The organism is Marinibium conchae, assembly GCF_015595035.1.
Lineage (GTDB): Bacteria > Pseudomonadota > Gammaproteobacteria > Enterobacterales > Alteromonadaceae > Glaciecola.
In genome coordinates, this window is record NZ_JADNRN010000001.1 from 1106692 (window position 1) to 1131590 (window position 24899).

Annotated in this window: 19 protein-coding genes; 13 read left to right on the top strand and 6 right to left on the bottom strand. The window is 43.3% G+C overall.

The annotated features are described in order from the left end of the window. The first annotated feature begins 8 nt into the window (after positions 1–8). Positions 9–2588 carry a glycoside hydrolase family 31 protein gene (locus ISG33_RS04670; protein ID WP_229333451.1) on the top strand — a complete coding sequence of 860 codons (2580 nt, stop codon included), beginning with the start codon at positions 9–11 and terminating at the stop codon, positions 2586–2588. A gap of 11 nt (positions 2589–2599) precedes the next feature. On the opposite strand, the gene ISG33_RS04675 is transcribed toward ISG33_RS04670, so the two are convergent. Next, positions 2600–4168 carry a tryptophan halogenase family protein gene (locus ISG33_RS04675; protein WP_195732354.1) on the bottom strand — a complete coding sequence of 523 codons (1569 nt, stop codon included), beginning with the start codon at positions 4166–4168 and terminating at the stop codon, positions 2600–2602. 240 nt (positions 4169–4408) lie between these two features. Between ISG33_RS04675 and ISG33_RS04680 the strand changes: the two genes are divergently transcribed. Beyond that, positions 4409–5872, top strand: a complete 1464-nt coding sequence (locus ISG33_RS04680; RefSeq protein WP_195732355.1) for an MFS transporter — start codon at positions 4409–4411, stop codon at positions 5870–5872. A 72-nt stretch (positions 5873–5944) separates the two neighbouring features. Here ISG33_RS04680 and ISG33_RS04685 read toward each other — a convergent pair whose 3' ends face one another. After that, positions 5945–6976: a LacI family DNA-binding transcriptional regulator gene (locus ISG33_RS04685; RefSeq protein WP_195732356.1), complete on the bottom strand. Its 1032-nt coding sequence runs from the start codon at positions 6974–6976 to the stop codon at positions 5945–5947. Between the two features lie 201 nt (positions 6977–7177). Between ISG33_RS04685 and glnS the strand changes: the two genes are divergently transcribed. Continuing rightward, positions 7178–8842: a glutamine--tRNA ligase gene (glnS, locus tag ISG33_RS04690; RefSeq protein ID WP_195732357.1), complete on the top strand. Its 1665-nt coding sequence runs from the start codon at positions 7178–7180 to the stop codon at positions 8840–8842. Between the two features lie 60 nt (positions 8843–8902). Here the strand turns inward: glnS and ISG33_RS04695 are convergent, their stop codons facing one another. Further along, positions 8903–9655 carry a YciK family oxidoreductase gene (locus ISG33_RS04695; RefSeq protein ID WP_195732358.1) on the bottom strand — a complete coding sequence of 251 codons (753 nt, stop codon included), beginning with the start codon at positions 9653–9655 and terminating at the stop codon, positions 8903–8905. A 268-nt stretch (positions 9656–9923) separates the two neighbouring features. Between ISG33_RS04695 and ISG33_RS04700 the strand changes: the two genes are divergently transcribed. Then, a complete protein-coding gene (locus ISG33_RS04700) occupies positions 9924–12521 on the top strand; it encodes a VolA/Pla-1 family phospholipase (RefSeq protein ID WP_195732359.1) in 2598 nt (865 codons plus the stop codon). 190 nt (positions 12522–12711) lie between these two features. Further along, positions 12712–13740, top strand: a complete 1029-nt coding sequence (gene sohB / locus ISG33_RS04705) for a protease SohB (protein ID WP_195732360.1) — start codon at positions 12712–12714, stop codon at positions 13738–13740. Positions 13741–13807: 67 nt separating this feature from the next. On the opposite strand, the gene ISG33_RS04710 is transcribed toward sohB, so the two are convergent. Continuing rightward, complete coding sequence (locus tag ISG33_RS04710) at positions 13808–14179, bottom strand: hypothetical protein (protein ID WP_195732361.1); 372 nt, start codon at positions 14177–14179, stop codon at positions 13808–13810. Between the two features lie 97 nt (positions 14180–14276). Between ISG33_RS04710 and ISG33_RS04715 the strand changes: the two genes are divergently transcribed. Beyond that, positions 14277–15041: a Nif3-like dinuclear metal center hexameric protein gene (locus ISG33_RS04715; protein ID WP_370545303.1), complete on the top strand. Its 765-nt coding sequence runs from the start codon at positions 14277–14279 to the stop codon at positions 15039–15041. Between the two features lie 10 nt (positions 15042–15051). After that, positions 15052–15846 carry a methyltransferase gene (locus ISG33_RS04720; protein WP_195732363.1) on the top strand — a complete coding sequence of 265 codons (795 nt, stop codon included), beginning with the start codon at positions 15052–15054 and terminating at the stop codon, positions 15844–15846. Between the two features lie 20 nt (positions 15847–15866). Here the strand turns inward: ISG33_RS04720 and ISG33_RS04725 are convergent, their stop codons facing one another. Both ISG33_RS04725 and ISG33_RS04730 read right to left on the bottom strand, forming a co-directional pair. Next, the gene (locus ISG33_RS04725; protein ID WP_195732364.1) at positions 15867–16349 is read right to left on the bottom strand and encodes a glutathione peroxidase; all 483 of its coding nucleotides are present in this window, start codon (positions 16347–16349) and stop codon (positions 15867–15869) included. A gap of 115 nt (positions 16350–16464) precedes the next feature. Next, positions 16465–18123, bottom strand: a complete 1659-nt coding sequence (locus tag ISG33_RS04730) for a response regulator (protein ID WP_195732365.1) — start codon at positions 18121–18123, stop codon at positions 16465–16467. Positions 18124–18394: 271 nt separating this feature from the next. Here ISG33_RS04730 and ISG33_RS04735 point away from each other — a divergent pair, with 271 nt between their 5' ends. The 6 genes from ISG33_RS04735 to ISG33_RS04760 all read left to right on the top strand — a co-directional run bounded on the left by ISG33_RS04735 (position 18395) and on the right by ISG33_RS04760 (position 24881). Next, positions 18395–19885, top strand: a complete 1491-nt coding sequence (locus tag ISG33_RS04735) for a CoA-acylating methylmalonate-semialdehyde dehydrogenase (RefSeq protein WP_195732366.1) — start codon at positions 18395–18397, stop codon at positions 19883–19885. A 24-nt stretch (positions 19886–19909) separates the two neighbouring features. Beyond that, entirely contained in the window at positions 19910–21064 is a 1155-nt protein-coding gene (locus ISG33_RS04740; RefSeq protein ID WP_195732367.1) for an acyl-CoA dehydrogenase family protein, read from the top strand. A gap of 10 nt (positions 21065–21074) precedes the next feature. Beyond that, a complete protein-coding gene (locus ISG33_RS04745; RefSeq protein WP_195732368.1) occupies positions 21075–22241 on the top strand; it encodes an enoyl-CoA hydratase/isomerase family protein in 1167 nt (388 codons plus the stop codon). A 5-nt stretch (positions 22242–22246) separates the two neighbouring features. Beyond that, entirely contained in the window at positions 22247–23140 is an 894-nt protein-coding gene (mmsB, locus tag ISG33_RS04750; protein WP_195732369.1) for a 3-hydroxyisobutyrate dehydrogenase, read from the top strand. A gap of 123 nt (positions 23141–23263) precedes the next feature. After that, positions 23264–24196 (top strand): putative RNA methyltransferase, encoded by a 933-nt coding sequence (locus ISG33_RS04755; protein ID WP_195732370.1) that lies wholly within the window; start codon positions 23264–23266, stop codon positions 24194–24196. Continuing rightward, the gene (locus ISG33_RS04760; RefSeq protein ID WP_195732371.1) at positions 24189–24881 is read left to right on the top strand and encodes a D-glycero-alpha-D-manno-heptose-1,7-bisphosphate 7-phosphatase; all 693 of its coding nucleotides are present in this window, start codon (positions 24189–24191) and stop codon (positions 24879–24881) included. The genes ISG33_RS04755 and ISG33_RS04760 overlap by 8 nt, the downstream gene beginning before the upstream one ends. Positions 24882–24899: the final 18 nt, after the last annotated feature.

Consider the following 24899-nt stretch of genomic DNA (forward strand, 5'->3'; position numbering starts at 1 on the left):
TAGTAATAATGAAAAATATCCGAATAAAGCATTTTCGAAGAAGTTTATCTATTTATTTGGCTAAATCGAAGATGTTAACAGCATCTAAGTCTGTTCTTTTACTTGCGTGTATGAGTGTTAACTCTATCGATGCATTCGCCCTCAGTGACTTGCAAGCACAACACCCAAGCGTAGCACAAACGGCGCCACTCAGTGTCTATCGGGAGGCCTTAAGCCATCAGCATGAAAGCAATAGACTCGATATTCAATTAACTGATGGCGCTGTGAGCATTACAGCATTGAATGACAACAGTTTCGAAGTGTTTTATCAGCCATCACATACAAAAAATCTACCATCTTTTGCGATAGCTGAGGGGGTAAGTGCGCGAACTGGTATCAATACCACGCTGACTAAAGCTGATAATAGTTTGCGCTTTAGCGCAGGAGAGCTGAGCGCTAATATTCAATTGAAGCCTTTTCAGATTTCCTATTTTCGTGGAGATACTTTGCTAGTTAAAGAAGAAGTGGGGCTTTTTAATCATGAAGCGCTGCGTGGTTTTCGTTTTTCTTTGAACGATGATGAGAAAATCATGGGCGGAGGGCAGCGTGTGCTAGGCATGGATCGCAGAGGTCAGCGCATGCCACTATATAACAAAGCACACTACGGCTACACAACCGAGTCGTCACAGATGTACTACGGATTGCCGGCAGTAATGTCAACAAATATGTATGTTCTCGCGTTCGATAATAGCGCCAGTGGTCACTTGGATATAGGTCATACACAAGCCAATGTTTTACAATTTGAAGCTTCATCTGGGCGCACTTCTTATATTGTCAGTAGTGGCGCAACCTATGCCGAAATGGTCAAGAACTTTGTCGATATCACAGGCAAGCAACCACTACCACCGCGATGGGCTTTAGGTAATTATGCTTCTCGATTTGGCTACAAAAGCCAACAGCAGGCCTTGGAAACCATCGAAAAATTCGAAAAAGAAGACTTTCCGGTTGATGCCATTGTGCTAGATCTATACTGGTTTGGCCCTGATATAAAAGGCCATATGGGGAATCTGGAATGGGATAAAAACACTTTTCCCGAACCTGAGAGAATGATCCAGACACTCGCCGACAAGGGGGTTAAAACCATTTTAATTACTGAGCCTTTCATTTTAACTACGTCGAAGCAGTGGAAGTCAGCTGTCGAGAATGACGCCCTAGCAAAAAGTTTAGGCGGTGGGCCACGTAAATTTGATTTTTACTTTGGTAATACAGGCTTGGTTGATGTTTTTGATGAAGATGCTCAAGATTGGTTCTGGCGTTTTTATGAAAGTTTAGACAAACAAGGTGTCGCCGGTTGGTGGGGCGATTTGGGGGAACCAGAAGTTCACCCTAGCGATAGTTTACATCGCTTCAACGGAGATTGGGTCACTGGCGATCAAGTGCACAATGCCTATGGTCACAAATGGGCTCAAATGGTGTATGAAAAACAAAGTCAGTTAACACCTAATGAGCGTCCTTTTATTATGATGCGCTCGGGTTTTTTAGGGACGCAACGCTACGGTATCATTCCGTGGACAGGGGACGTATCTCGGGAGTGGGGCGGCTTGAAACCTCAGGTTGAGTTGAGCCTACAAATGAGTATGTTTGGTCTGGCCTACACACATTCTGACCTTGGCGGCTTTGCTGGGGGGGAAAGTTTCGACCCAGAGCTCTACATCAGATGGATGCAATATGGTGTGTTTCAACCAGTTTATAGGCCGCATGCCCAAGATAATATCGCACCTGAACCTGTTTTTCATGATGAAAATACCAAAGACATTGTGAGAGAATTTGTGAAACTGCGCTACAGGATGCTTCCATACAACTATTCGCTGTCATTCGAAAACTCCCTTTATGGCAAGCCAATGATGCGTCCTACCTTTTTTGATTCTGCGACTTCGGATATTAGCAATAACAATAGCTATATGTGGGGCTCTGCTTTCTTAGTTCATCCGATAACCTCACCCGGTGTAAAGGTGGTGGATATGAAGGTACCAGCGGGTGTTTGGTTTAATTATTGGAATGACGAAAAGATAGTTAATAACGACGACAGTGAGATTAGCTATGCAATGAAAACATCACTCAATACACTTCCTGTTTTAGTGAAAGCGGGTTCCTTTGTTCCCATGGCAAAAAATATGAAGAATACTGAAGCTTACGATCAGAGTCAGCTTGTGGTGCATTATTATCATGATAATAGCGTCGCTAATACGTCCTATATTATGTATGACGATGACGGGAGAAGTGCTGATTCAATTGACAATAATAATTTCCAATCTCTTCGCTTTAGCTCTTCGCAAGGCTTAGCTGAGGAAAGTGAAAGCACGGTGCTGAATCTTGACCTTGAAGTTTCGGGGAGCTTTGAAAGTGCACCCAAATCGCGTGATATTACTTACGTACTGCACGGAATATCGCAAAAGCCCAACGCAATCCTTGTTAACGGTGAAGCAGTAAAGTTTTTAGATGCAAGTGACTTTAGACAACGCCAAAGTGGTGCATACTGGAACGAGAGTAGCCAACAGATTAGGGTTAAGGCTCGCTTAGAAACACAACTATTGCTTAGCGTAAACTAGGAGCTTCACTCTTAGTTTGGCTTGTGCTCCGATAAAGATGCAAGAGCAACGCTATGTTCTTCAAAATGTTGAGTATTATTTAATATGTACTCTTGCATTTGTCGCATAGCGTGCTCTGGTAGCTTGTTTTCTGTTTTAATTTCTGGAAACGCACCATAACCGGCCAATAAACAAAACCAAGATACCGCAGGATAGTAGGACGTCATTTGGTAATTGTTTAACACCGTATTAATGTCTCGAGCCGAATACCAAGACTCTAAGACTGCTTCTAATTGTGGCGATAACTGTTGATTGTTCCGGTTATCTATCCAGTATTGACTATCGTTTCTAGTATTCAGCTTGTAGTGTGCAACGATATAATCCCGAACGCCTTCAAAACGCTTACGGATCTTATCGTTAAATTTGTCTTTAAGCTCTCGTGCCTTTTCATCCTCAACGGTATTGCTCAGTACATCAACAGGTTCGCCTAGCAGCTGTATGAATTGTAATATTGTTTCTTGAACTAAGTGCAATGCAGTGGCTTCCAAGGGTTCAATAAAGCCTTGTGATAAACCCAGTGCCAGTACATTTTTGTGCCAGTGTTTAGTGACTTGCCCTACCTTCATGCGTAAGTGTTTGATCGCAGGCAAATTAGGATTAGCACTCTCATACTCAACTTTGCTTTCGTAGCCAAGTGATTTTAGGAGCTCCAACTCAGCCTCTTCAGCCGAGATGTATTTACTGCAATATACATAGCCATTCCCCGTTCTATTTGTAAGAGGTATATGCCAAGACCAGCCGTTTGATAATGCTTGTGCCTTTGTTTCTGATGGCAAAGTGCTCTCAGATTTAGTGGGAATAGCAACTGCAGCATCATTGAAGAGCATATCTGAAAAACTATGAAAAGGGACTTTCAAGGATTGTTGAATTAAGCGTGAAGAAAAACCTGTGCAATCTATGAATAAATCAGCAGAGTACTTGTTTCCAGACTGCATGCTAAGACTGCAAATATTGCCAAATTCGTCATAGTTAATGGCCGATTTGTGGGAACTTAATTCGTCTTCTATGTGAGTAACACCGGCTTCTTTTGCTTTTATTGATAGAAAGTCTCCCAGTTTGGCGGAATCAAAATGGTAAGCGTAGTTTAATGGGATTTGTGGCTTGTTGGGCTTAGGTTTTGGGCTGAGTTTACGCTGAGCCAGCTTTGCTGACAGGAAAAAGTCATCAGGGCAAACTGGTACATCCATGCCTTGAGAGCGTAACTTGCTATGATATAGAAAAGCCGACCCTGTTGCGCGGTCAAAAGGCGAAGGAAAAGGATGGAAATAACGATTATGTTGGGTATGTTCAGTCCAATCAACAAAGCTAATGCCGTTTTTGTAGGTAGCATGGCAAGCAGGCATCCATTCGCTCTCTGGTATGTCTAAAATATCGAAAAACTTCTTTAATTGGGGGGTTGAGCCTTCGCCGACACCGATGATGCCAAGCTGCGGCGACTCTACAAGCGTGATGGCGTATGAGCGTCGATTTAACATTTTGGCAAACAGATTCGCCGCCATCCAACCCGCCGTTCCTCCGCCCAAAATCAGTATTTTTTTCATATTTGATGGTAACCACGTTAAAAAGAGTGAAACAAATGCAAAGATGTATTCTGCGATGAGAATGCTACCCCAGATGTCACTGCCAACTGACTGAATACGTATGCACTTTACTAGTCATCCATAGTCATTTTAAACACTTAGCGTTACACTTAGCGCAATTATTTAACAGACAGTTTACATTATTCGGTTGTGAAGAGAATGTCTTCCAGCTCGATAAGACAACAATAACAAGAGAAAAATATGCAAAAACAACAACCCCAATTAAGTTTTTGGCAATTATGGACAGTCAGTTTTGGCTTTTTGGGGGTTCAGTTCGGTTTTGCTCTGCAGAATGCTAATGCAAGTCGAATCCTAACTGACCTTGGCGCAGACCTACACTCTCTATCGCTGTTTTGGTTAGTTGCTCCAATTATGGGTTTACTCGTACAACCAATTGTTGGCGCCGCCTCTGACCGAACATGGAATAGGCTTGGTCGTCGTCGCCCGTTTATCCTCGCCGGTGCGATTGCCGCAGCTATTGGCATGTATTTAATGCCAAATGCGTCGCTCGTTGTTGCATTCATTGCGCCAATGATATTTGGTGTATTAATGCTAGCGCTCATGGACGCTTCATTCAATGTTTGCTTTCAACCTTTTAGAGCGCTGGTATCCGACATGGTACCCCCTCAACAACGCAATTCTGGGTATTCGATTCAGTCTCTTTTGATAAACGTGGGTGCAGTAATTGGGTCCATCTTGCCATTTGTATTAACTAACGTAGTTGGGCTTGAAAATACAGCTGAGGCAGGCAAAGTTGCTCCTTCAGTTGTGTGGGCTTTTTATATTGGAGCAACGGTATTATTAGGCTCAGTGTTGTGGACGGTGTTTCGGACTAAAGAGTACAAGCCAAAAGACTACTACAGCTACAAAGGTTTGGATGCTACAAAAATGGAAGCCGAGTTAGCGCTGAAAAAGTCACTCAAGACAAAATTGTCAGAGTTTTTTAAATTAGTATGGACGATGCCTGATACTATGCGCCAGTTGGCAGTAGTTCAGTTCTTTTCGTGGTTTGCGCTGTTTATAATGTGGGTTTATACAACCCCTGCAATTACGCAACATATTTGGGGCGTGGAAGTGAAATGGTTCGATCCAGATTATTTGTCATCGGTCGATGTTCCCGCGTCAATTGTTGCAGCAAAAGGTGCTGCAGGTGATTGGGTGGGTATTTTGTTTGCCGGTTATTCATTATTCGCAGCAGTCTTTTCAGTGTTTCTTGCAAAGTTAGCCGATAAAATAGGAAGAAAGGTGGTGTATGCAAGTTCACTCTTTATCGGCGGTCTCTCATACATTAGTTTTATGCTTTTTGAGGACCTAACACCAACTACTGTGAATTTGTTGATCACAGAAGTGACCGTTCCCTTTGGCGCAGTGTTACTCATGTTGCCAATGATAGGGATAGGTATCGCATGGGCCGCTATTTTAGCGATGCCTTACGCCATGTTAGCGGGTTCTCTCCCAGCAAATAAAACTGGCGTCTATATGGGAATATTCAACTTCACCATTGCTATGCCGCAGATCATTTGTGGTCTTACCGCTGGTTTCATATTGAGCAATGTATTTGATAATAACGCAGTGTACATTATTGTCGTTGCGGGCGTGTCGATGCTGCTTGCGGGTTTCGCTGTGTTTGGTGTGAAAGAGCACGTACAAGTTACCGAATCATAAAGTTTAAAGCCTTATCCCTAGCTTTCCCAATAGCAGCGATGCTATTGGGTTTTTTTGTTCAAAAGAAGAGACTTATTTCGAGCTATTGACGCCACATGATTGTCGGATGATAAGCTCGGGCGGCATAAGATAATCTGTAACGGGTTCATTATTAATCATTTTCAATAGATTAGTCACTAAGAGTTCACCAGCAAGCTGCGTATTTTGATGTACCGTGGTAAGTGGTGTTGAGGCAAACTCACTTATTTGAATATTATCGTAGCCTACAACTGCTATATCCGCCGGAACCTTAAGCCCTAAGCTTCTCACTGCTCTTATTGCACCCATCGCAATGAGGTCTGATGCGCACACGATGGCATCAGGACGGTTGTCATTCAATATCTTAAGTGCTGCTTCATAGCCTGCTGCTTCAGTTGATATTGCGTTCTTCTGCACTACATTTGATGAAGGCAGGGCATTTTCCAAAAGCACACTCATGAAACCATCAAACCTAGCCTTAAACTCGGGAGCCGTCTCGTCGGCGTAGCCAATGAAGCCAAAGGTTTTATGGCCTAGCGAAAGCATGTGTTTAGTTATTTCAACGCCACCTAAGTAGTTATCGCAGCCAATGGATACGCCGGGATGTTTCTCATCAGGCGCGCCCCAGCGAAGAAATCGCGTACCTTGTTCCTCTAGTTGACTGAGTTTATATTCGTAATCAGTGTAACTACCATAACCTAATAGGATAAGACCATCGGCTTTATTACTGTCTTCGTAAACAGCATGCCAATCGTCCTTCAAATTTTGAAATGACACCAAAAGATCATAACCGGCAGCCGCAGTGGCTTTGGTAATACTACCTAGCATTGAGATAAAAAACGGATTGATGAGAGAGTCATCGGATGTTGGATCTTCGAAAAAGAGCAGGGCAAGGGTTTGACTATGCTGCTTTCGCAGATTACTCGCGTTTTTGTCAACTTTGTAATTGAGTTCTTTGGCTATCCGTTTCACTTTTTCCCGAGTTTCCTGATTCACCAGCGGACTATCGCTTAGTGCTCTTGATACGGTCGATTGGGAAACACCCGCCATGTGTGCGATGTCGAACGACGTTGCTTTGCTTTTCATTGTGGACTTCTTGTCAGTGAAAATGTCTATTAAATGAGAACTTCATATTACTGAAAATCTTTCATGTAGTGTTTTATACACCACTGTGCATATCAAGTTCAAATTCTTTGCAAATATGCTCTAAATTGACGCTATTGAAATGAAAACAAAGTGATATACTCGGAAAAATTATTTAAATCTATTTTTGAGGAAATACACGAAATGGCCGAAACTGAACATCGCCCGTCCAACTTTATCAGACAAATTATCGATAAAGACTTGAGTTCAGGCCTACATCAGAATGTAGCAACCCGCTTTCCACCAGAGCCAAATGGTTACTTGCATATAGGTCATGCAAAATCAATTTGTTTAAACTTTGGCATTGCACAAGACTATAAGGGCACTTGTAACCTTCGTTTCGATGATACTAATCCTGAAAAAGAGGACATCGATTACGTTAATTCGATTAAAGAGGACGTTACCTGGCTTGGCTTCGATTGGCATGGCGAGACGCGTTACTCATCGAACTATTTTGATCAGTTGCATGGATACGCTGTCGAGCTAATCGAAAAGGGCCTAGCCTACGTTGATTTCTCTAGCCAAGAGGCGGTGCGAGAAATGCGTGGAACCTTAACTGCACCCGGAAAGAATAGCCCATATCGCGATACTAGCATTGAAGAAAACCTCTCTCACTTCGCGAAGATGAAAGCGGGTGAGTACCAAGAGGGAGAATGTAGCTTACGCGCTAAAATAGATATGAGTTCGTCGTTTATGTGTATGCGCGACCCTATTATCTATCGTGTGAAGTTTGCTCATCATCATCAGACTGGTGACAAATGGTGTATATATCCAATGTATGATTTTACCCATTGTATTTCTGATGCGATAGAGGGGATCACGCATTCTTTGTGCACACTTGAGTTTCAGGACAACCGTCGTTTATATGATTGGGTGATTGATAATATTTCGATTGAGTGTACGCCTCGACAATACGAGTTTTCACGCCTAAATCTTGAATATACTGTTCTCAGCAAACGAAAGTTGATTCAGCTTGTAGAAGACAACATTGTCTCGGGTTGGAACGATCCGAGAATGCCAACTATCGCCGGTATTCGTCGTCGCGGCTACACGCCTTCTGCTATGCGTGAGTTTTGTTTACGCATTGGCGTGACCAAAATGGATAATTTAGTTGAAATGAGTATGCTTGAGGCCTGCATAAGAGACGAACTTAACGTATCGGCAGAAAGAAGGATGGCAGTGCTTGAGCCCTTAAAGGTGGTGATTGAAAACTACGAAGAGGGTAAAACCGAATGGCTTGATGCGCCCAATCACCCCAGTGATGAGACCATGGGAACACGCAAGGTGCCTTTTTCTAAAGAGCTTTGGATTGAAAAAGAAGACTTTAGAGAATCTGCAAATAAGAAATTTAAGCGTTTAGTGATAGATAAAGAAGTACGCTTGCGTAATGCCTATTTTTTAAAAGCTAATCGCTGTGATAAAGACGAACAAGGCGAGGTAACCACAGTGTATTGTACTTACGATCCAGATACGCTTGGCAAAGACCCTTCTGACGGTCGCAAAGCGAAAGGGGTTATCCATTGGGTCAGTGCTGAGCACGCAGTTGAAGCTGAGGTACGTCTTTACGATCGTTTGTTTACTGTTCCCAACCCCGCGGCTGAAGAAGATTTTGCAGCAACGATTAACCCTGAATCGCTGGTAATAAAAACAGCCTTTGTTGAGCCTTCATTGCGCGAAGCTAACTTACACCAGGCATTCCAATTTGAAAGAACAGGATACTTCTGTATAGATGATGACAGCTCTTCAGCACAATTGGTGTTCAACAGAACGGTCGGTTTGCGTGATACTTGGGCAAAACAAGGTCAATAAGAAATAATATATCATGTAAAAGCCCAAACTATGTTTGGGCTTTTTGCTAATGGCTATTAATCACTTTGGTTGGCAATGGAAAGTTTTGCCATTGTGGTCATCGCTGTCATCAGAAGCGAGATAAAGATAAGTAGGCATAATGTCTAAAGGGGTTTTGAGTTGGTCCTGCTTCTCGCCAGGAAAAGCTTTTGCTCGCATGTTTGTGCGTGTGCCTCCTGGATTGATGCAGTTAAAGCGAAGTCCTGAGTTTTTATGCTCGTCAGCCAGCACTTGCATCATGCCTTCTGTTGCAAACTTCGACATGCTGTAGCTTCCCCAATAAGCTCTTCCTTTATGACCAACTGACGAGGTGGTGTAAATAACGCTGGCTTTATTCTGTTTTTTCAAGAGCGGAAGCAAGGCTTGAGTTAGTAAGAATTGGCTGTTTACATTAACTTGCATAACAGCATTGAATTCTTTTTCACTAATTTGCTCGAAGGGGCACAGGTTGCCAAGAATACTTGCGTTAAATAACACTATATCGATGCGTTTATATTGCGACTCAATACTTGCTACCATGTCTAAATAATTTTGTTGTGTTGCGCCTGCAAAATCAATCGGTACAATGATGGGCTCTGGGGCGCCAGTGGCGATAATTTCATCATAAGTGACTTCCAGTTTAGAAACGGTTTTACCCAGAAGAATGACTTGAGCGCCACATTTTGCGTAAGAAATAGCTGCTTGCTTTCCAATACCATCGCCAGCACCGGTTATTAACGCTATTTTATTGCTTAATGCTTGATTACGAGCTACATATTGTAGGTGAGTATGCATTGTGTTCCTTTGCTAATTGGTTTTAGGATCGAAAGAATGAATAATATCGTACAAGTCACGTAGTCTGAAGTTAATAACGCAAATTTGTGGTCAATTGATATTTTTCCTTACAAATGATTAACAAACCTTTGCAAAGTGACAGTAAAGCCAATACTATTAAGATTATTATAACTGGTCATACTTGTTAGACTATCCGCAATACCATGACGTTAATAAAAAGTATAAATGTTATGGATAACTATTATCTGCAAGCAAGTGGGGAGAAAGAATGAATAAATTGTTAATTAGCGCAAGTGTTTTAGCGGCGCTAGGACTTAGCGGTTGTGGTGGAGGCGATAGCCTAAGCGACATCAGGGAAGAAACTGAAGTACAAACTGCATTTTCAAGAGTGGTTTTTGATCCTGCAGGTGGAAACCTCAACATTCCAAACGACCTTTTGATGCTTCCTGGCGATGATGGTTTTTTTGACTACACACTTAATATACCGGTCGCAGACCCAACAGACTTTGGTGACCCTCAAAACGCACTTAATGTGCTGGATGGATGGTCGACAACACAACCATTCGTTATCAATGTGGAGACGCCAGACGAGGTTAGCTTAGACGCTTCAACCTACCCACAGGGCCTACACATTTATGAAGCCACGCTAGGGCTAAATCAAGCCGACCCAGATTGTGCTGCTATTCAAATTCCAAGTGCGGGCTGTAAAATCGGCGACAAACTAACATACGGCGTTGACTTTATTGCTCAACCTGCTGACGGTAGCACCATTACTATCATTCCTCTTCGCCCGCTGAAAGCAGCGCAGGGCTATATGTTAGTCATGACGACAGACCTTAAAGATAGCACGGGCAAGAGTGTTCAAGGCTCAACTACCTGGGATTTGGTTAGCCAAGACATAAACAGTAGTCCTCTTGCCACCGAGTCACAACTAAGCTTGCAAACGCTAATTAATTTACACTTAGATTCACTTGCTGGCGCAGGTGTCGATACAACAAATGTCACATACGCTTCGGCATTTACTACGCAATCGACGTCAACGGTTCTTGATACTGTTAAGCAATTGATGATTGCCGAGTTTGCTCAACGAGCTGCTCTACAAGACCCAACTGCGGGTCAAGCGCTGCCTGCTATTGTCGCTAGAGATGTAGCTGCAGCGCCAAACACAATGGAATTTTTAGGGCTCGTTAGCGAAGACTTAGTTGCAGGCGCGGTGATGTTAGGCGTATCTCAATTGCCTGCAGAAGCAGCTCCTCTGATTCCTGCAATCAATGCATCAGATTTTTCATCGTTTACGACTTGTGCGGGCTTATTAAACGGTGCAGGCGGTGGTTTTGGTAGTCAGATTCCTCAAGTGAATGAGTTTGCTGCGGGCGTTGCCTCAGGTATTTTGGCTCAGGCGGGTCCTTTCTGCGCAGCTACACGCTTTGAAGGGAATATTTCATTGCCTTATTACTCAGGCGTACCTTCAATAGAAAATCCACTTGCTCCAATTAACGCGTTTTGGACATCAGCATGTGATAGCGGTATTGTGCTAGCTGGTGCAGCGGCCTTACTTCCAAATGCTGAGCCAGGTCCAAATGCGGCATTGTGCTCAAATGTAGGTTTAGCCGATGTTCGTTTGAACGGTCAGTTGCTTGATCGTGACAGAAACTTAACCAAGTTTTCACCGGTGCCACAACTCACTGGTCGTAACAGTGGTACAGAGCAATTAGATGTTCAAATTACCGTGCCTAATGCACAAGTTGCGGCAGCGCTTGGGTTTACTATTGAAATGCCTGAAGCTGGATGGCCTGTGGTTATGCTTGCACATGGCATCACATCGCGCAAAGAAGATATGCTAGCGGTTACCGGTGCCTTATCTTTAGCAGGTTTTGCCACAGTGGCTATTGACCAACCGGTTCATGGTAGTCGTGGTTGGGATGTTAACGGTGATGGTAACGACGACTTAAATGCGACCACCATTTCTGCCACGCATTATCTGAATCTTGCTTCTTTGCCTACTGCTAGGGATAACCTGCGTCAAAGCGTGTCTGACCTGCTAGGGTTGCGCTTGGGCTTAAATGCAGTCGCCGACACTACTGCGACACAAGCCATCAATCTTGACGAAAGAAATGTATCAATATTTGGCGTATCGCTAGGGGCTATTACTGGCGGTAATTTTGCCGCTGTTGCAAACACAAGCTTTGATGGGCCTCTTGCTGCCTTCAACGATTTCTTTGCTGTTCAAACAGCTTCTTTAGAATCTCCTGGAGGTGGCACTGCTAACTTCCTAATTGAATCTGCGGCCTTCGGACCATTGATCAAAGGTTTATTACTTTCTCAAGGTTCACCTGACTTCCAAGCGTTTTTAGTTGCACAGTTTGGTTCTGTTAGCGTTACAGAGGCACAACTTGTTGGCGCAGTTACTGCCTTTTTAGGGGCGCTTACGCCAGAACAAACAGCGGCTGCGAATGGCTTATTTAATCAATTCGCTTTTGCAGCACAAACGATGATTGATTCAGCTGACCCTATCAACTACTTTGAGAACTTGGCAAGCAATACACCTGTTCACATGATGACCGTTGTTGGTGATGGCGGTGAGGAAAACCTTCCTGACCAAGTCATTCCTGTTACAACTGCTTTACCGCTTGCTGGTCAGCAGGCATTGGTTAACATTATGGGCTTAGAACAAGTGTCATCTACTGTAGTTGGCGCTGAGCCAAGCAGTGGTGTCGTATTCTTTAACCAAGGTCAACACGCAAGTAGCTTAGACCCATCACGCGGGCCTGCTGTGACTGCAGAAATGCAAACACAAGTAGCTAACTATGTTGGTTCGGGTGGTAGAGCGATCGTGATTACTAATGAAGATGTAGTTTCCAACTAAATCTTCTCGATAATACGCGATGTAAAAGCCTGCTTTGCAGGCTTTTTTGTTTTATGGCTAGCCATAACTTGAATGATAAGAGAATGTGTTAGAGCAAATATATTGCTAAAATTGTGCGTAAAATTTGGTATATAATGCGACGCGCTGAAGATAGTATGATCAGCTCAATTAATGCGAACAGGAGTTAAGTTTGGAATTTTTATTTGAATATGGGTTGTTTTTAGCTAAAGCGATTACCCTTGTGGTGGCAATTGCGCTAGTGGTTGGTTTGATAGTTGGAATGACTTCAAAACAAAAACAACCCAGTGGTAACTTAGAGTTTGTTTCTTTGTCAGAACATTACGACGATATTAAAAGTGCAGCTCAAAGTGTGTTACTCGACAAAGATGCACTTAAGAAGTTAGAAAAAGAAGAGAAGCAGAAACAAAAAAAGAAAAGCAAAAGGAAAGGTATCGAGCAAGCTCAAAAGAATAATTTATTTGTGGTGAATTTCAATGGTTCGATGGACGCTCATGAAGTAGACATGCTGCGTGAAGAAATCACCGCCATTTTGTGTGTTGCGAGCAAAAATGATGAAGTATTGGTTAATGTTGAGAGCGGTGGCGGTGTAGTGCACGGATATGGCTTAGCTGCGTCACAGCTACAACGAGTCAAAGATAAAGGTATTAAACTAACAGTAAGCGTTGATAAAGTCGCTGCAAGTGGCGGCTATATGATGGCATGTGTTGCGGACAAAATACTCAGTGCGCCTTTTGCTATTATCGGGTCTATTGGTGTTATTGCCCAATTGCCTAACTTTAATAAAATACTTAAGAAAAATGATATTGAATTCGAGCAACATACAGCAGGTGACTTCAAGCGCACACTTACCATGTTTGGAGAGAATACAGACGCTGGACGAGAGAAATTTCAGGCCGAAATTGAAGATGTTCATTTAATGTTTAAAGAGTTTGTTAAGCAGCACAGACCCCAACTCGATATTGATAAGGTGGCTACCGGAGAGTATTGGTATGGACAAAGAGCTAAAGAACTAGCCTTGGTCGATGAGCTACTAACGTCTGATGACTATTTAATGCAAGCGAACGACAGTCAAAAATTGTATAAAATAAGTTATGCAACCAAAAAGACCTTGGCGCAAAAGTTGGGTTTTGCTGCTTATCAATCGGTTGAACAGATGTTTATGCGTTTGTTCGATGCGGGAAATAAGCTCTACAAGTAAGTTTGTTGTTTATTGGGTACAAAAAAAGCGGCTGTTTAAGGCCGCTTTTTTTAGCTTTCTGATTAACTTAACGCGGCGCGCGTGAACCAGGATTAGCTTCATTAATTTGTTGCGTGTAGAAGTCTTTCACAGAAAAAGATGATGCGGCTTTTTTCGCCTTTGCCTTTTTCGGAGCTGCTTTGGCTTTCGGTGCGCTCGCTTTTGGAGCTGCAGCTTCTTTCTCTACTTTTTTCTCAGCTTTTTTAGGCTTTTCAGCTTTGGCTGCAGGAGCACTACCGAACTCGTCGGCCATTTCGTCAAGCTGTGCTAAACGGACGTTTTTACCACCGTCAACGCTGTACCAACCACCTTTTGCTTCGATTACTGGTGTCTTTCCGTTTGCTGCTTCGTAAGCTGCTGTGAATTTTGCTAAGACGCTATCTTTGTCTAGTTTGCTCATACGTTCTTATGAACCCTTTTTGTTGAGTTGATGTTAATATACCCACAGTGTAAACCTTTTTTATTATTAATGTCTAATTTGAGTGACTTGGAGCTGGATTTTTGTGAAAAAACATGATTTTTTATCGTTTTTAGAAGATATTTTGCAAAGTAACTTGGTTAAAGACTACTGTCCTAACGGCTTACAGGTAGACGGTACAGACGATATTTGTTCCGTAATGACAGGTGTTACCGCATCACAAGCTCTTATTGATAGAGCAATCGAACAAAAAGTAGACGCTTTGCTGGTACATCATGGATTCTTTTGGAAAGGGGAAAGTCAGGTTATCACTGGCATTAAGAAAAATCGTATAAAATCCTTACTAGATAATAATATCAATTTAATTGCATATCATTTACCACTAGATATCCATCCGATATATGGCAACAATGCTCAACTGGCTAAAGTGCTTGGCCTGCAAAATGTTCGAGCTCACCAAATGGCAGAGCCCAAAGGGATTGTGATGATGGGAGAGTTGACAACTGAAGTCGATAAAAAGGGGCTTTCTGAATTGGTAGCTGCCAAATTGGCGCGCCAGTGCTTATTCATCGACGGCTCAAGCAAATCGCGTGTTAAAAAGTTGGGCTGGTGCACAGGTGGAGGTCAAAGCTACATAGATAGTTTTACGTCTGCAGACATTGATGTGTTTATATCTGGCGAAATATCTGAACAAACAACTCACAGTGCAAGGGAGCTTGGTATCGACTTTATCTCTGCAGGGCATCATGCTACCGAACGCTATGGCGTTAAAGCGCTAGGAGAGCACATAGCAAACATGACCGATATTCGTGTTGAGTTTGTTGATATTCCAAATCCAGCCTAGCATCAGCATAATGTCACTTAAGAAGAAGCAAGAACAACAAGCAAAGCTAGCACGGCAAAGGGATACTCTTTTTGATGGTATTGCTAACAAGTTTGATGCAAATATCTATGGCACGACAAAGGGGCAAATTAGGCATTTGTTATTGTTGCATTATTTAAGTCCTTTTCTCAACTCAGATAGGGCTTTGCATGTTTTAGATGCTGGGGGCGGCACAGGAATGATGTCTTTGCCTTTCTGCGAAAAAGCGCATGATGTTACTTTGTGCGATGGCTCACAAGACATACTAAAAATTGCTGCAAAGCGCCTTGCGCGTTTTGACAATAAGAAATTGCTGCACTGTGACATTTCGAACTTAAACAAGGACTCAAGCTTTGATCTAGTGCTTTGCCACGCTGTGTTGGAATGGGTGCAAGAACCATTTCGACTTATTGATGATTTGATGTTACACGTGAAGAACGCGGGGCATTTATCACTTAGCTTTTTTAATAAAGATGCAGCACTCTTCAATAATGCTATTTGGGGTAATTTTGACTATATAGACAATGGCTTGAATGTGAGAAACCAAGTGCGCTTGAATCCCCACAATGCTCAGAAACCAGCAGAGGTACTTGCCTACATAAGCAACAACTATCCAAACAGCGTAATTACCCATAAGGCGGGAATACGTTGCTTTCACGACTATATGCAGGACAAGACTAAACAGAATGATGAGTTTGAACGACTCTTAGCCCTTGAAAAAGCACATGGCGCTACTGAGCCGTTCATGTGGCTTGGAAAGTACTTTCACATCTTAATTAGGAAGTGAGCTTTCACAAGTTTGCCTGCTTAGAGCAAGGCTAAAATGTCACTTTCTATCTGTTCCGGCTTAGTGGTTGGGCTATAACGCTTTACTACTTTACCTTCTTTATTAACTAAGAACTTCGTGAAATTCCATTTAATACGCTTGCTACCGAGTAAACCAGGCGCCTCTTGTTTTAACATTTCGTAAACTGGCGCAGCATTAGCGCCATTGACATCGATTTTTTTCGATAGAGGAAAAGAAAGATTGAAGCGCATTTCACAAAACTGCGCTATTTCATCATCTGAGCCAGGCTCCTGATGTCCAAATTGGTCACAAGGAAAGCCTAATACTTCTAAACCATTTTCTTTATGTTTTTTATAAAGCGCTTCTAAACCATCATACTGCGGTGTAAAACCACATTTGCTGGCAGTATTAACAATGAGTAGCACTTTGCCTTGATAGGCTTGAAATGAGATGTCTTCGCCATTGTTTGCAGTGTAATTAAAGTCGTATATTGATGAAGTCATTTTATGTCCTTTTTTTGCTTATCATACCAAGAAAGCATGTGTTCGACTAAGTATTATCTTCATCTCTTTAAAGCTGCGTTAGTGCAAAAATGGAACATGAGCCTATGATTGATATCTAGGCAACGCTCTCGGTGAGTTCATCCTCAATTTCGTTTACCGTAAACACGTCTGGGTTAGCCTCCAATTTCTTTTTGATGATGGTGAAACGTTTTAGATTTGAAGGTGACAGTTCTTTGTCACGAAGTGCATCTACCAGAAGAAGCGTTTTTTGGCCTTTGTAATCGGCCCTGCGTAAATCACTTAAACACTGCAGAAGATTAAGTGTGAAGGCCGGTACATCTGGACATAACATATGCGCTCTGTAAAAGAGATCCACTGCTTCGTCGATTTTATTTCCGAGGTAATGCACCATTCCTTCATCATTGATTTTTTTCGCTTTCTCTTCAGATAAGCCGAGTGCTTTTTCGGTTTCTACAATCAAGTTGTCGGCCAGAATTTGATCAATTTGGTCGTCTTTCGCCGAAAGTTTTCTATCGCACTCTACCCAAATTTCCCTTGCTTTTTCTTCATCGCCTAAGCCAAACCACACTTTAATCGCATCGACCATGGTGGTTAGCTTTGCGTTTTTAGCATCACCAACAGTTTTGTCGTGTACTATTTTTTCTGCTCGCTGCATATCGCCTTCTAATAGACTGGCTAACGCTAACATGAAGTCACGTTGATGCTGTGTTTGTTGGTCTAAAATTGTTCTATTAGCATTTCCAATAAGACATTTTGCGGCATTCAATTTCGGTGCCCGATCGTTGAGTGCGGAAGACTCAGCAAGTTGCAAGTGGTAGCGCGCAAGCTCGATGGTATATTCGTCAAAGCGTTCTTTTACGGTGAAATTACTTTGTCGTTTCTTTTCCAGCAAGCGAATAGCGTCTTCGCTTCTGCCTTGCATTTTATAACTCAGTACTTTTAATTTTGTGGCCGGAATTGTCAGGTCGTTTTCTTTGATGTTATCGAGCAAACGTTCGGCCAGGGAATAATTCTCTTTACCTATCTCAACACAGGCCATCCACTCATAGGCTTTGTCTTTTGTGAGCTGTTCATTTAATAAATTGTTCAGCATATTTTGGCAGTGTCGCCATTGACCTGACATATATTCGCTTTTGATTAGCCCCCAATGCGCCCACAGCACATTCGAGCTTTTATCGAGCACATTCTTGTATAAGTCGGCGGCTTTTTCATATTGTTGCTCATTGATTAATAATCGACCCTTGAGTTTGGTGAAATCTGATCGAGCGCGTTTACTTAAACCTTCTTTCATCGACTTATCGATGAATTTAAGCGCCTGAGAAGGCTGTTCAGCGTCTAGGTACTCTAAGGCTGGCAGGAGCTTTTTGCGCATCATTAAGTAATGATGCATGGAAGAGTGTAAGGTTTTTATTGTGTACGGCTTAATGATCAAGACGTCAGGGTGTATATCAAGTATCTGACTAATAGTCTGTGGGAGCCTGTCAGATGTGAGGAACACTAAGCCAGTAGACGCTTTGAGTAACTTAGCTTCAATTAGGTATTGAATCCATTCAACCCCATTTTTGCTTTGCCCAAGATGAAAATCGGTGACTACTACGTCGAACTCTATTGTTCGTAAACCGTTGCGCAGTTCCTTGCCATTGCTATAGCTTGCGATATCAAACTCGCCAAGCGCCATGAGGTGGCTGCGCAGATTCATTCGCGCTGTAGCGTTGTCCTCAACAATAGCTATTTTGGTTTTGTAATTTGCCATTAATTTACCATCCTCCGAGTTCTCATAAGCATAACAATTGATTTTGTACATTGCATGTGACTCACCCCGTTAATGCGCGATTTTGAAGTATGCTTCAATATACATAGGTCTCTGGCTTTGCTCACAGATTGCACTCTTTACTATTTTGTAACAATAACTTTACATGACTGGCTTCACGTGCTTATACTTTACGTTTACGTAAAGGTTATGTGCGTTTACTGTATGGCCTAAATTGTAACTCAACTACTGCCTAACATTTAAAAGGTTGAACATGAATAAAATAGAGCAACTTATCAACGGCCAGTTCGTTTCTTCTGCCACCTCTCAATTTATTGAGGTAACGAACCCAGCTGACAACTCTGTTATTGCGCATGCCCCGTGCGCAACCGATGCAGAACTTGCAAGTGCAATCAGTAGCGCCGAGACCGCTTTCTCAACGTGGAAAAAAGTACCCGTGCCAGAACGCGCGCGACTTATGATGAGATACCAACACCTATTAAAAGAACATCACGACGAGATTGCTACTATATTATCGGAAGAAACAGGGAAAACCTTTGCCGACGCAAAGGGTGATGTTTGGCGTGGTATCGAAGTCGTTGAACAGGCTGCTAACGTTTGCTCGATGATGATGGGTGAGACCGTTGAAAATGTGGCAACCAACATCGATACCTACAGTATGATTCAGCCTTTGGGGGTGTGCTTGGGTATTACTCCTTTCAACTTCCCTGCAATGATACCGCTTTGGATGTTCCCAATGGCTATTGCCTGTGGAAACACCTTTGTTTTGAAACCATCAGAGCAAGACCCCAAAACACCAATGAAGCTTGCTGAACTCTTTTTGAAAGCAGGTGCACCAGATGGTGTTTTGAATGTTGTGCATGGCGGTAAAGATCAAGTGAACTACCTACTCAATGCGCCTGCCATTAAAGCGGTTTCATTTGTGGGTAGCGTTCCGGTCGGGCAACATATCTATAAGACTGCAACCGACAATATGAAGCGAGCACAGTGCTTTGCTGGTGCTAAGAATCATTCAGTGATAATGCCTGATGCAAACAAAGAGTTTGTATTGAATAATTTGGTTGGCGCCAGCGTAGGCGCTGCCGGTCAGCGTTGTATGGCTATTTCTGTGGCTGTTTTTGTGGGGGATAGCAAGGAGTGGATCCCTGAGTTAGCTGAGCGTATTGCAAAAGTGACTCCCGGCTTATGGAATGATGACAATGCAGGCTATGGTCCACTAATAAGCCCTCAAGCGAAAGCTAGAGTGTTGCAGAAGATTCAGGAAGGTAAAGAGCAGGGCGCAACATGTTTAGTCGATGGTAGCGACTTCACGCTCGAAGGTTATGAAGGTGGAAACTGGGTAGGTCCGACAGTTTTCTCCGATGTGAAAGTAGATATGAGTATTTACCAAGAAGAGATTTTTGGGCCAGTATTATGTTGCATGGTGGTAGACACGTTAGAAGACGCAATCAAACTTGTGAATGCCAACCCTTACGGCAATGGCACATCTATCTTTACAGCAAGTGGTGCCGCTGCTCGCAAGTATCAAAGTGACATCGAAGTCGGGCAGGTTGGTATAAATGTGCCAATACCCGTGCCTTTGCCATTCTTTTCTTTTACCGGATGGAAAAACTCTTTCTACGGTGATTTGCACGCATACGGTAAACAAGCCGTTCGTTTCTACACTGAGACTAAGACAATTACCGCAAGGTGGCTAGACGATGATATTCCGTCGGGCCCGAACATGACCATCGAACTAAAGTAAATGTGAAATACGAGGTAGAAAAGTATGGATTTTGAATTAAGCGATGATCAAAAAGCATTTGCTGAGACAGCGAAGCAGTTTGCTGATCAAGAGCTAGCGCCGAATGCGGCAAAGTGGGACGCAGAGCATATATTTCCAATTGAAGCGATCAAAAAAGCAGGAGAACTGGGCTTTTGCGGTTTGTATACCCCAGAAGAGTCTGGCGGACTGGGGCTGTCGAGGCTTGATTCATCAATTATTTTTGAGCAACTGTCGACTGGATGCACCACGACCACTGCGATGCTTACCATACACAATATGGCGACTTGGATGATTGCGACTTGGGGAACCGACGAGGTCAAGAGCGTGTGGATGGACGACCTCGTAAGTGGTGAGAAAATCGCAAGCTATTGCCTCACCGAACCCGGATCTGGCTCTGATGCAGCCTCTATGCGTTCAAACGCAAAAAAAACCGAAAAAGGCTATGTTTTAAGTGGCTCAAAGGTGTTTATTTCGGGCGCTGGTGCCACACAAGTGCTAGTGGTTATGGCAAGAACAGGCGGAAGCGGTGCCTCGGGAGTGTCAGCTTTCGTTGTCCCAGCTGATGCCAAAGGTGTTGAATACGGCAAAGCGGAAGAGAAAATGGGCTGGAATGCTCAACCCACAAGAATGATAACCTTCGATAATGTCGAGCTAGACGCATCGGCTTTACTCGGCGCTGAGGGAGAAGGCTTCAAATTCGCAATGCAAGGCTTAGATGGCGGTAGGGTCAACATAGCAACATGCTCTATTGGTACTGCTCAACAAGCGCTTAATACTGCGCAAGCGTATATGCAAGAGCGCACACAATTTGGCAAACCACTGGCTAGCTTTCAAGCTTTACAGTTTAAACTAGCCGACATGGCGACTGAATTGGTTGCAGCTCGTCAAATGGTAAGACTGGCGGCAAGCAAATTAGATCATAAGCATCCGGATAGAAGCACTTATTGCGCAATGGCAAAGCGTTTTGCTACCGACATTGGTTTTGAAGTTTGCAATCAGGCTTTACAAATACATGGTGGCTACGGCTACATCAAGGAGTACCCGCTTGAGCGTCACGTTCGTGACGTGCGCGTGCACCAAATTTTAGAAGGTACTAATGAAATCATGAGAGTGATTATAGGTCGTAGGCTGATTTCTTCGGATATCGAAATTTTGTAGGAGTGAGCAGATGTCCACTGTAAATGACGGTATTGTGTTGGCAGAATTGCTTCCCATCAAACAGGGTGCGAAGCTAGGTATCCTCACCTTGAATAAACCCAAATCACTGAACGCGCTTGATCTTCAAATGGTCGAAAGCTTGCTCGCAAAGCTCAAAGAATGGGAAGCCGACAGTAGCGTTAAAGCCGTCATTCTGAAAGGGGCGGGAGAGAAAGCCTTTTGTGCCGGCGGTGATGTAGTCTCTATGTATAAATCAATGGTAGAAGAACGCAGAAAGCAAGCAATCGAGCCAACAACGGATTTAGCTCGAGCGCCGGCTTTTTTACAAGACTTTTTCACGCGGGAATATGAGCTTGATTTCTATCTTGCCAATTATCCTAAGGCGCTAATATGCTGGGGCAATGGAATTGTCATGGGAGGAGGCTTAGGCCTGTTTGCCGCATCAGCTTTCTCGGTGGTTACTGAAAGCTCTCGCATTGCTATGCCTGAAATAACCATAGGTCTTTTCCCTGACGTTGGCGGAAGTTATTTTCTGAATCGAATGCCTGCTGGATTAGGTTTGTTTTTAGGTGTCACTGGTGCCAGTTTCAATGCTATTGATGCCAAAGAGCTTAGGCTAGCGTCGCATGCGATTGATGCAGATTTGTTTTCGAGTTTAATTGAGGGCTTATCAAGTTTAGAGAACATTAGTCATGACGCGGTTCGCAAGCAGCTTGAGCTTCTTGAGGCGAAAAGCAAGGTAGTCAATAAACTAAGCGCTAAGCTTGTTAGTTTATCCAAGGATTTAGCGACTTTAGACACTTGTACTAACAGCCAAGAGCTCACGAGCGTCATCCATGGTTTAGTTGAAAAGCACCCTGGAAACACTTGGCTGCAGAAAGCAAGTGCAACTCTCGATAGAGGCAGCCCTATTACCGTCCGTTTGGTGATAGAACAGCTCATTCGCGCCAAATCAATGAGTCTCGCCGAGGCATTTCAGCAGGAGCTATCCATGGCACTTTCTTGCAGTTTATATGGCGAGTTTCAAGAAGGCGTTCGCGCGTTGCTCATCGACAAAGACCAATCGCCTAGGTGGCGATATAGCTCCGCTGAACACGTTCCGGATAGCTTGATTGAGGCGCATTTCAATTATTTCAATGATGAAAATAACCCGCTCAGCCACTTGAGCACGAGGTAAACGATATGAATATTGCATTTTATGGTTTAGGAAATATGGGCGCATCGATGGCTAAAAACCTCGTCACTGCCGGTCATAGCGTTAAAGTATACGATTTAGTAGAAAGCCAAGTTGATATGCTTGCCAGCTTTGGTGCTACGGCATGCGCTAGTGCAATTGAGGCCGCTGTTGATGCTGACGTGATCGTATCAATGTTGCCCGCTGGTAAACATGTAGAAGCCTTGTATTTTGGAAGCGACACAGCACCTGCGCTACATAGTGTGCTTCCGAAGGGTGTTTTGTTTGTTGACTGTAGCACAATAGAATCGAGCACTGCGAAGTCTATTGGTGAGAAACTTATGCTTAACGGGCACTCCTTTGTTGACGCTCCGGTATCAGGAGGGGTTGCTGGGGCAGCAGCCGGCACATTGACTTTTATTGTCGGTGGCAGCGATGCTGACTTTGCTACTGCTAAGCCAATATTGGAAGACATGGGTAAGAATATTTTTCATGCGGGTGCTATCGGCGCTGGGCAAGTTGCAAAAATCTGCAACAATATGCTCCTAGCGGTGCTGATGGCAGGTACTTCAGAAGCCTTGCAACTTGGCATTGACAACGGTCTTGACCCCAAAGTAATGTCGGAAATAATGCTGCAGAGCTCGGGTAGAAACTGGACACTTGAACTTTATAACCCTTGCCCGGGTGTTATGGATTCAGTCCCGTCATCAAATAATTATGCAGGAGGCTTTATGGTTGATTTGATGAATAAAGATTTGTCGCTTGCCATGAGTACAGCAAATAATCACCAGTCCCTTGTACCGATGGGTTCGATGGCAAAGTCATTATTTCAATTACATAGTCGTTCTGGCAATGGGAAACTAGATTTTTCGAGTATTTTTACTGCTTTTAAAGCAAAATAATAACTTTACAAGCGGCCAGTAAAAGCCTAATTTCTGAGTTTACCCCTTGTTCAGACATAGGCTTTTGGCGCTAGGCTATGATATTATTGCGCTAACTTAACAAAACGGCTTAGGCTGACAACTATGTGGCGATGTCCGCTTTGCTACGAAGCATTTCAATCTGATATAGCGCTCAGTGCATGGCAATGTACGAATAAACACAGTTTCGACCGCGCAAAGCAAGGCTATGTGAATCTGCTACCCGTTCAAAACAAAAATTCGAAAAGCCCCGGTGATGACCAGGGCATGATACAAGCTCGCAGCCGTTTCTTCCTTTCTAAACCATACTTAGCGCTAGCGAAAAACGTGGCGAGCTTAATTCAACAACACCTCTGCGCTGACATTTCGGAAAATACAGACAACGTTATTGAACAAGACTCAAAAAATGCAAGTCAGTCCGTACCGCGTAACGACGGAGTTCCTTATCTTGTCTATGATTCTGGTTGTGGTGAAGGACATTATATAGACCAGATTTCAGCATTATTAGGCCCCTCGTTTAGCATAAACGGGCATGATATTTCTAAATCTGCAGCGCTGGCAGCAGCAAAGAAAAATAAAAACAGCCAGATTGTGGTTGCCTCAACAGTGAACATTCCCTTAGTGAATGAAAGTCAAGATGTTGTGTATCAAGTATTCGCACCAGCATGCGATAAAGAGTATTTTCGTGTATTAAAGGAAGGCGGATTGTTGGTGATTGTTGAACCAGCAGAACAGCACTTACATGAACTTAAAAAACAGATTTACGACAACCCAGTGTTGCATGAGTGTCACGATAAAGAAATGTCAGGCTTCTCAAGAATAAGCGCAAAAAAGCTGAAGTTTGATGTGCCACTTGAAAATGCCGAGCAGCGTTTGGCCTTGTTGCAAATGACTCCTTATTTTTGGAAAGCATCAAGTCAAGCTAAACAAGATATTCAAGATAGCTTGCATAGTGTGACAGCGCACTTCTATATTCAGGCATTTATCAAGATCAATCTAAAAGCGGCTAACGAAAGGCAAGATATCACGGATGAATAATTACGACTCCACGACAGGGAACGTGCTTGGCATAAAGTCTATCGTGAACTCGTCGCATGACGCCACATTTGCAGGCCAAGATGCTACAACTAGCGTTGCTACTCAACTACTTTTGCTTGACCGCGATGGCGTTATCAACATCAATCATGGCTACGTGCATAAATCAGCTGACTTCGACCTTGTTGACGGCATTGTTGACTTGGTTAAACGAGCTAATGTCGCCGGTATTAAAGTTGCCGTTGTGACCAATCAATCAGGAATTGGTCGCGGAATGTATTCAGAAGAGCAATTTGTGGACTTGAGCCAGTGGATGTTTAGAGTCTTTCAACAACAAGGGGCTTGGATAGACAAGGTGTATTATTGCCCACATCATCCGCAGGCTGCAATTACAGCTTATAAGCAGCAATGTCAGTGCCGAAAACCTGAAACGGGTATGCTTGAGCAAGCCATCAGTGATTTCGGCGTGCTTTCTCAAAATTGCTCGATGATTGGCGACAAAGCCTTAGATGTTGAATGCGCAATAAGGGCAAAACTGGCTAAGGCTTTTTACTTTCCTGCAGTAGCAGGTGACAGAAGTGACGCTAACATCGGGAGTGGGCACGAATTACTTGAGCTGCTCAGTCGTTATGAAGGCAGTAACACAAAAGTGAGCACTATTGGCTCACTTTCAGAAGTGATGTTTTAGAGCACCAGTTTGCTTCTG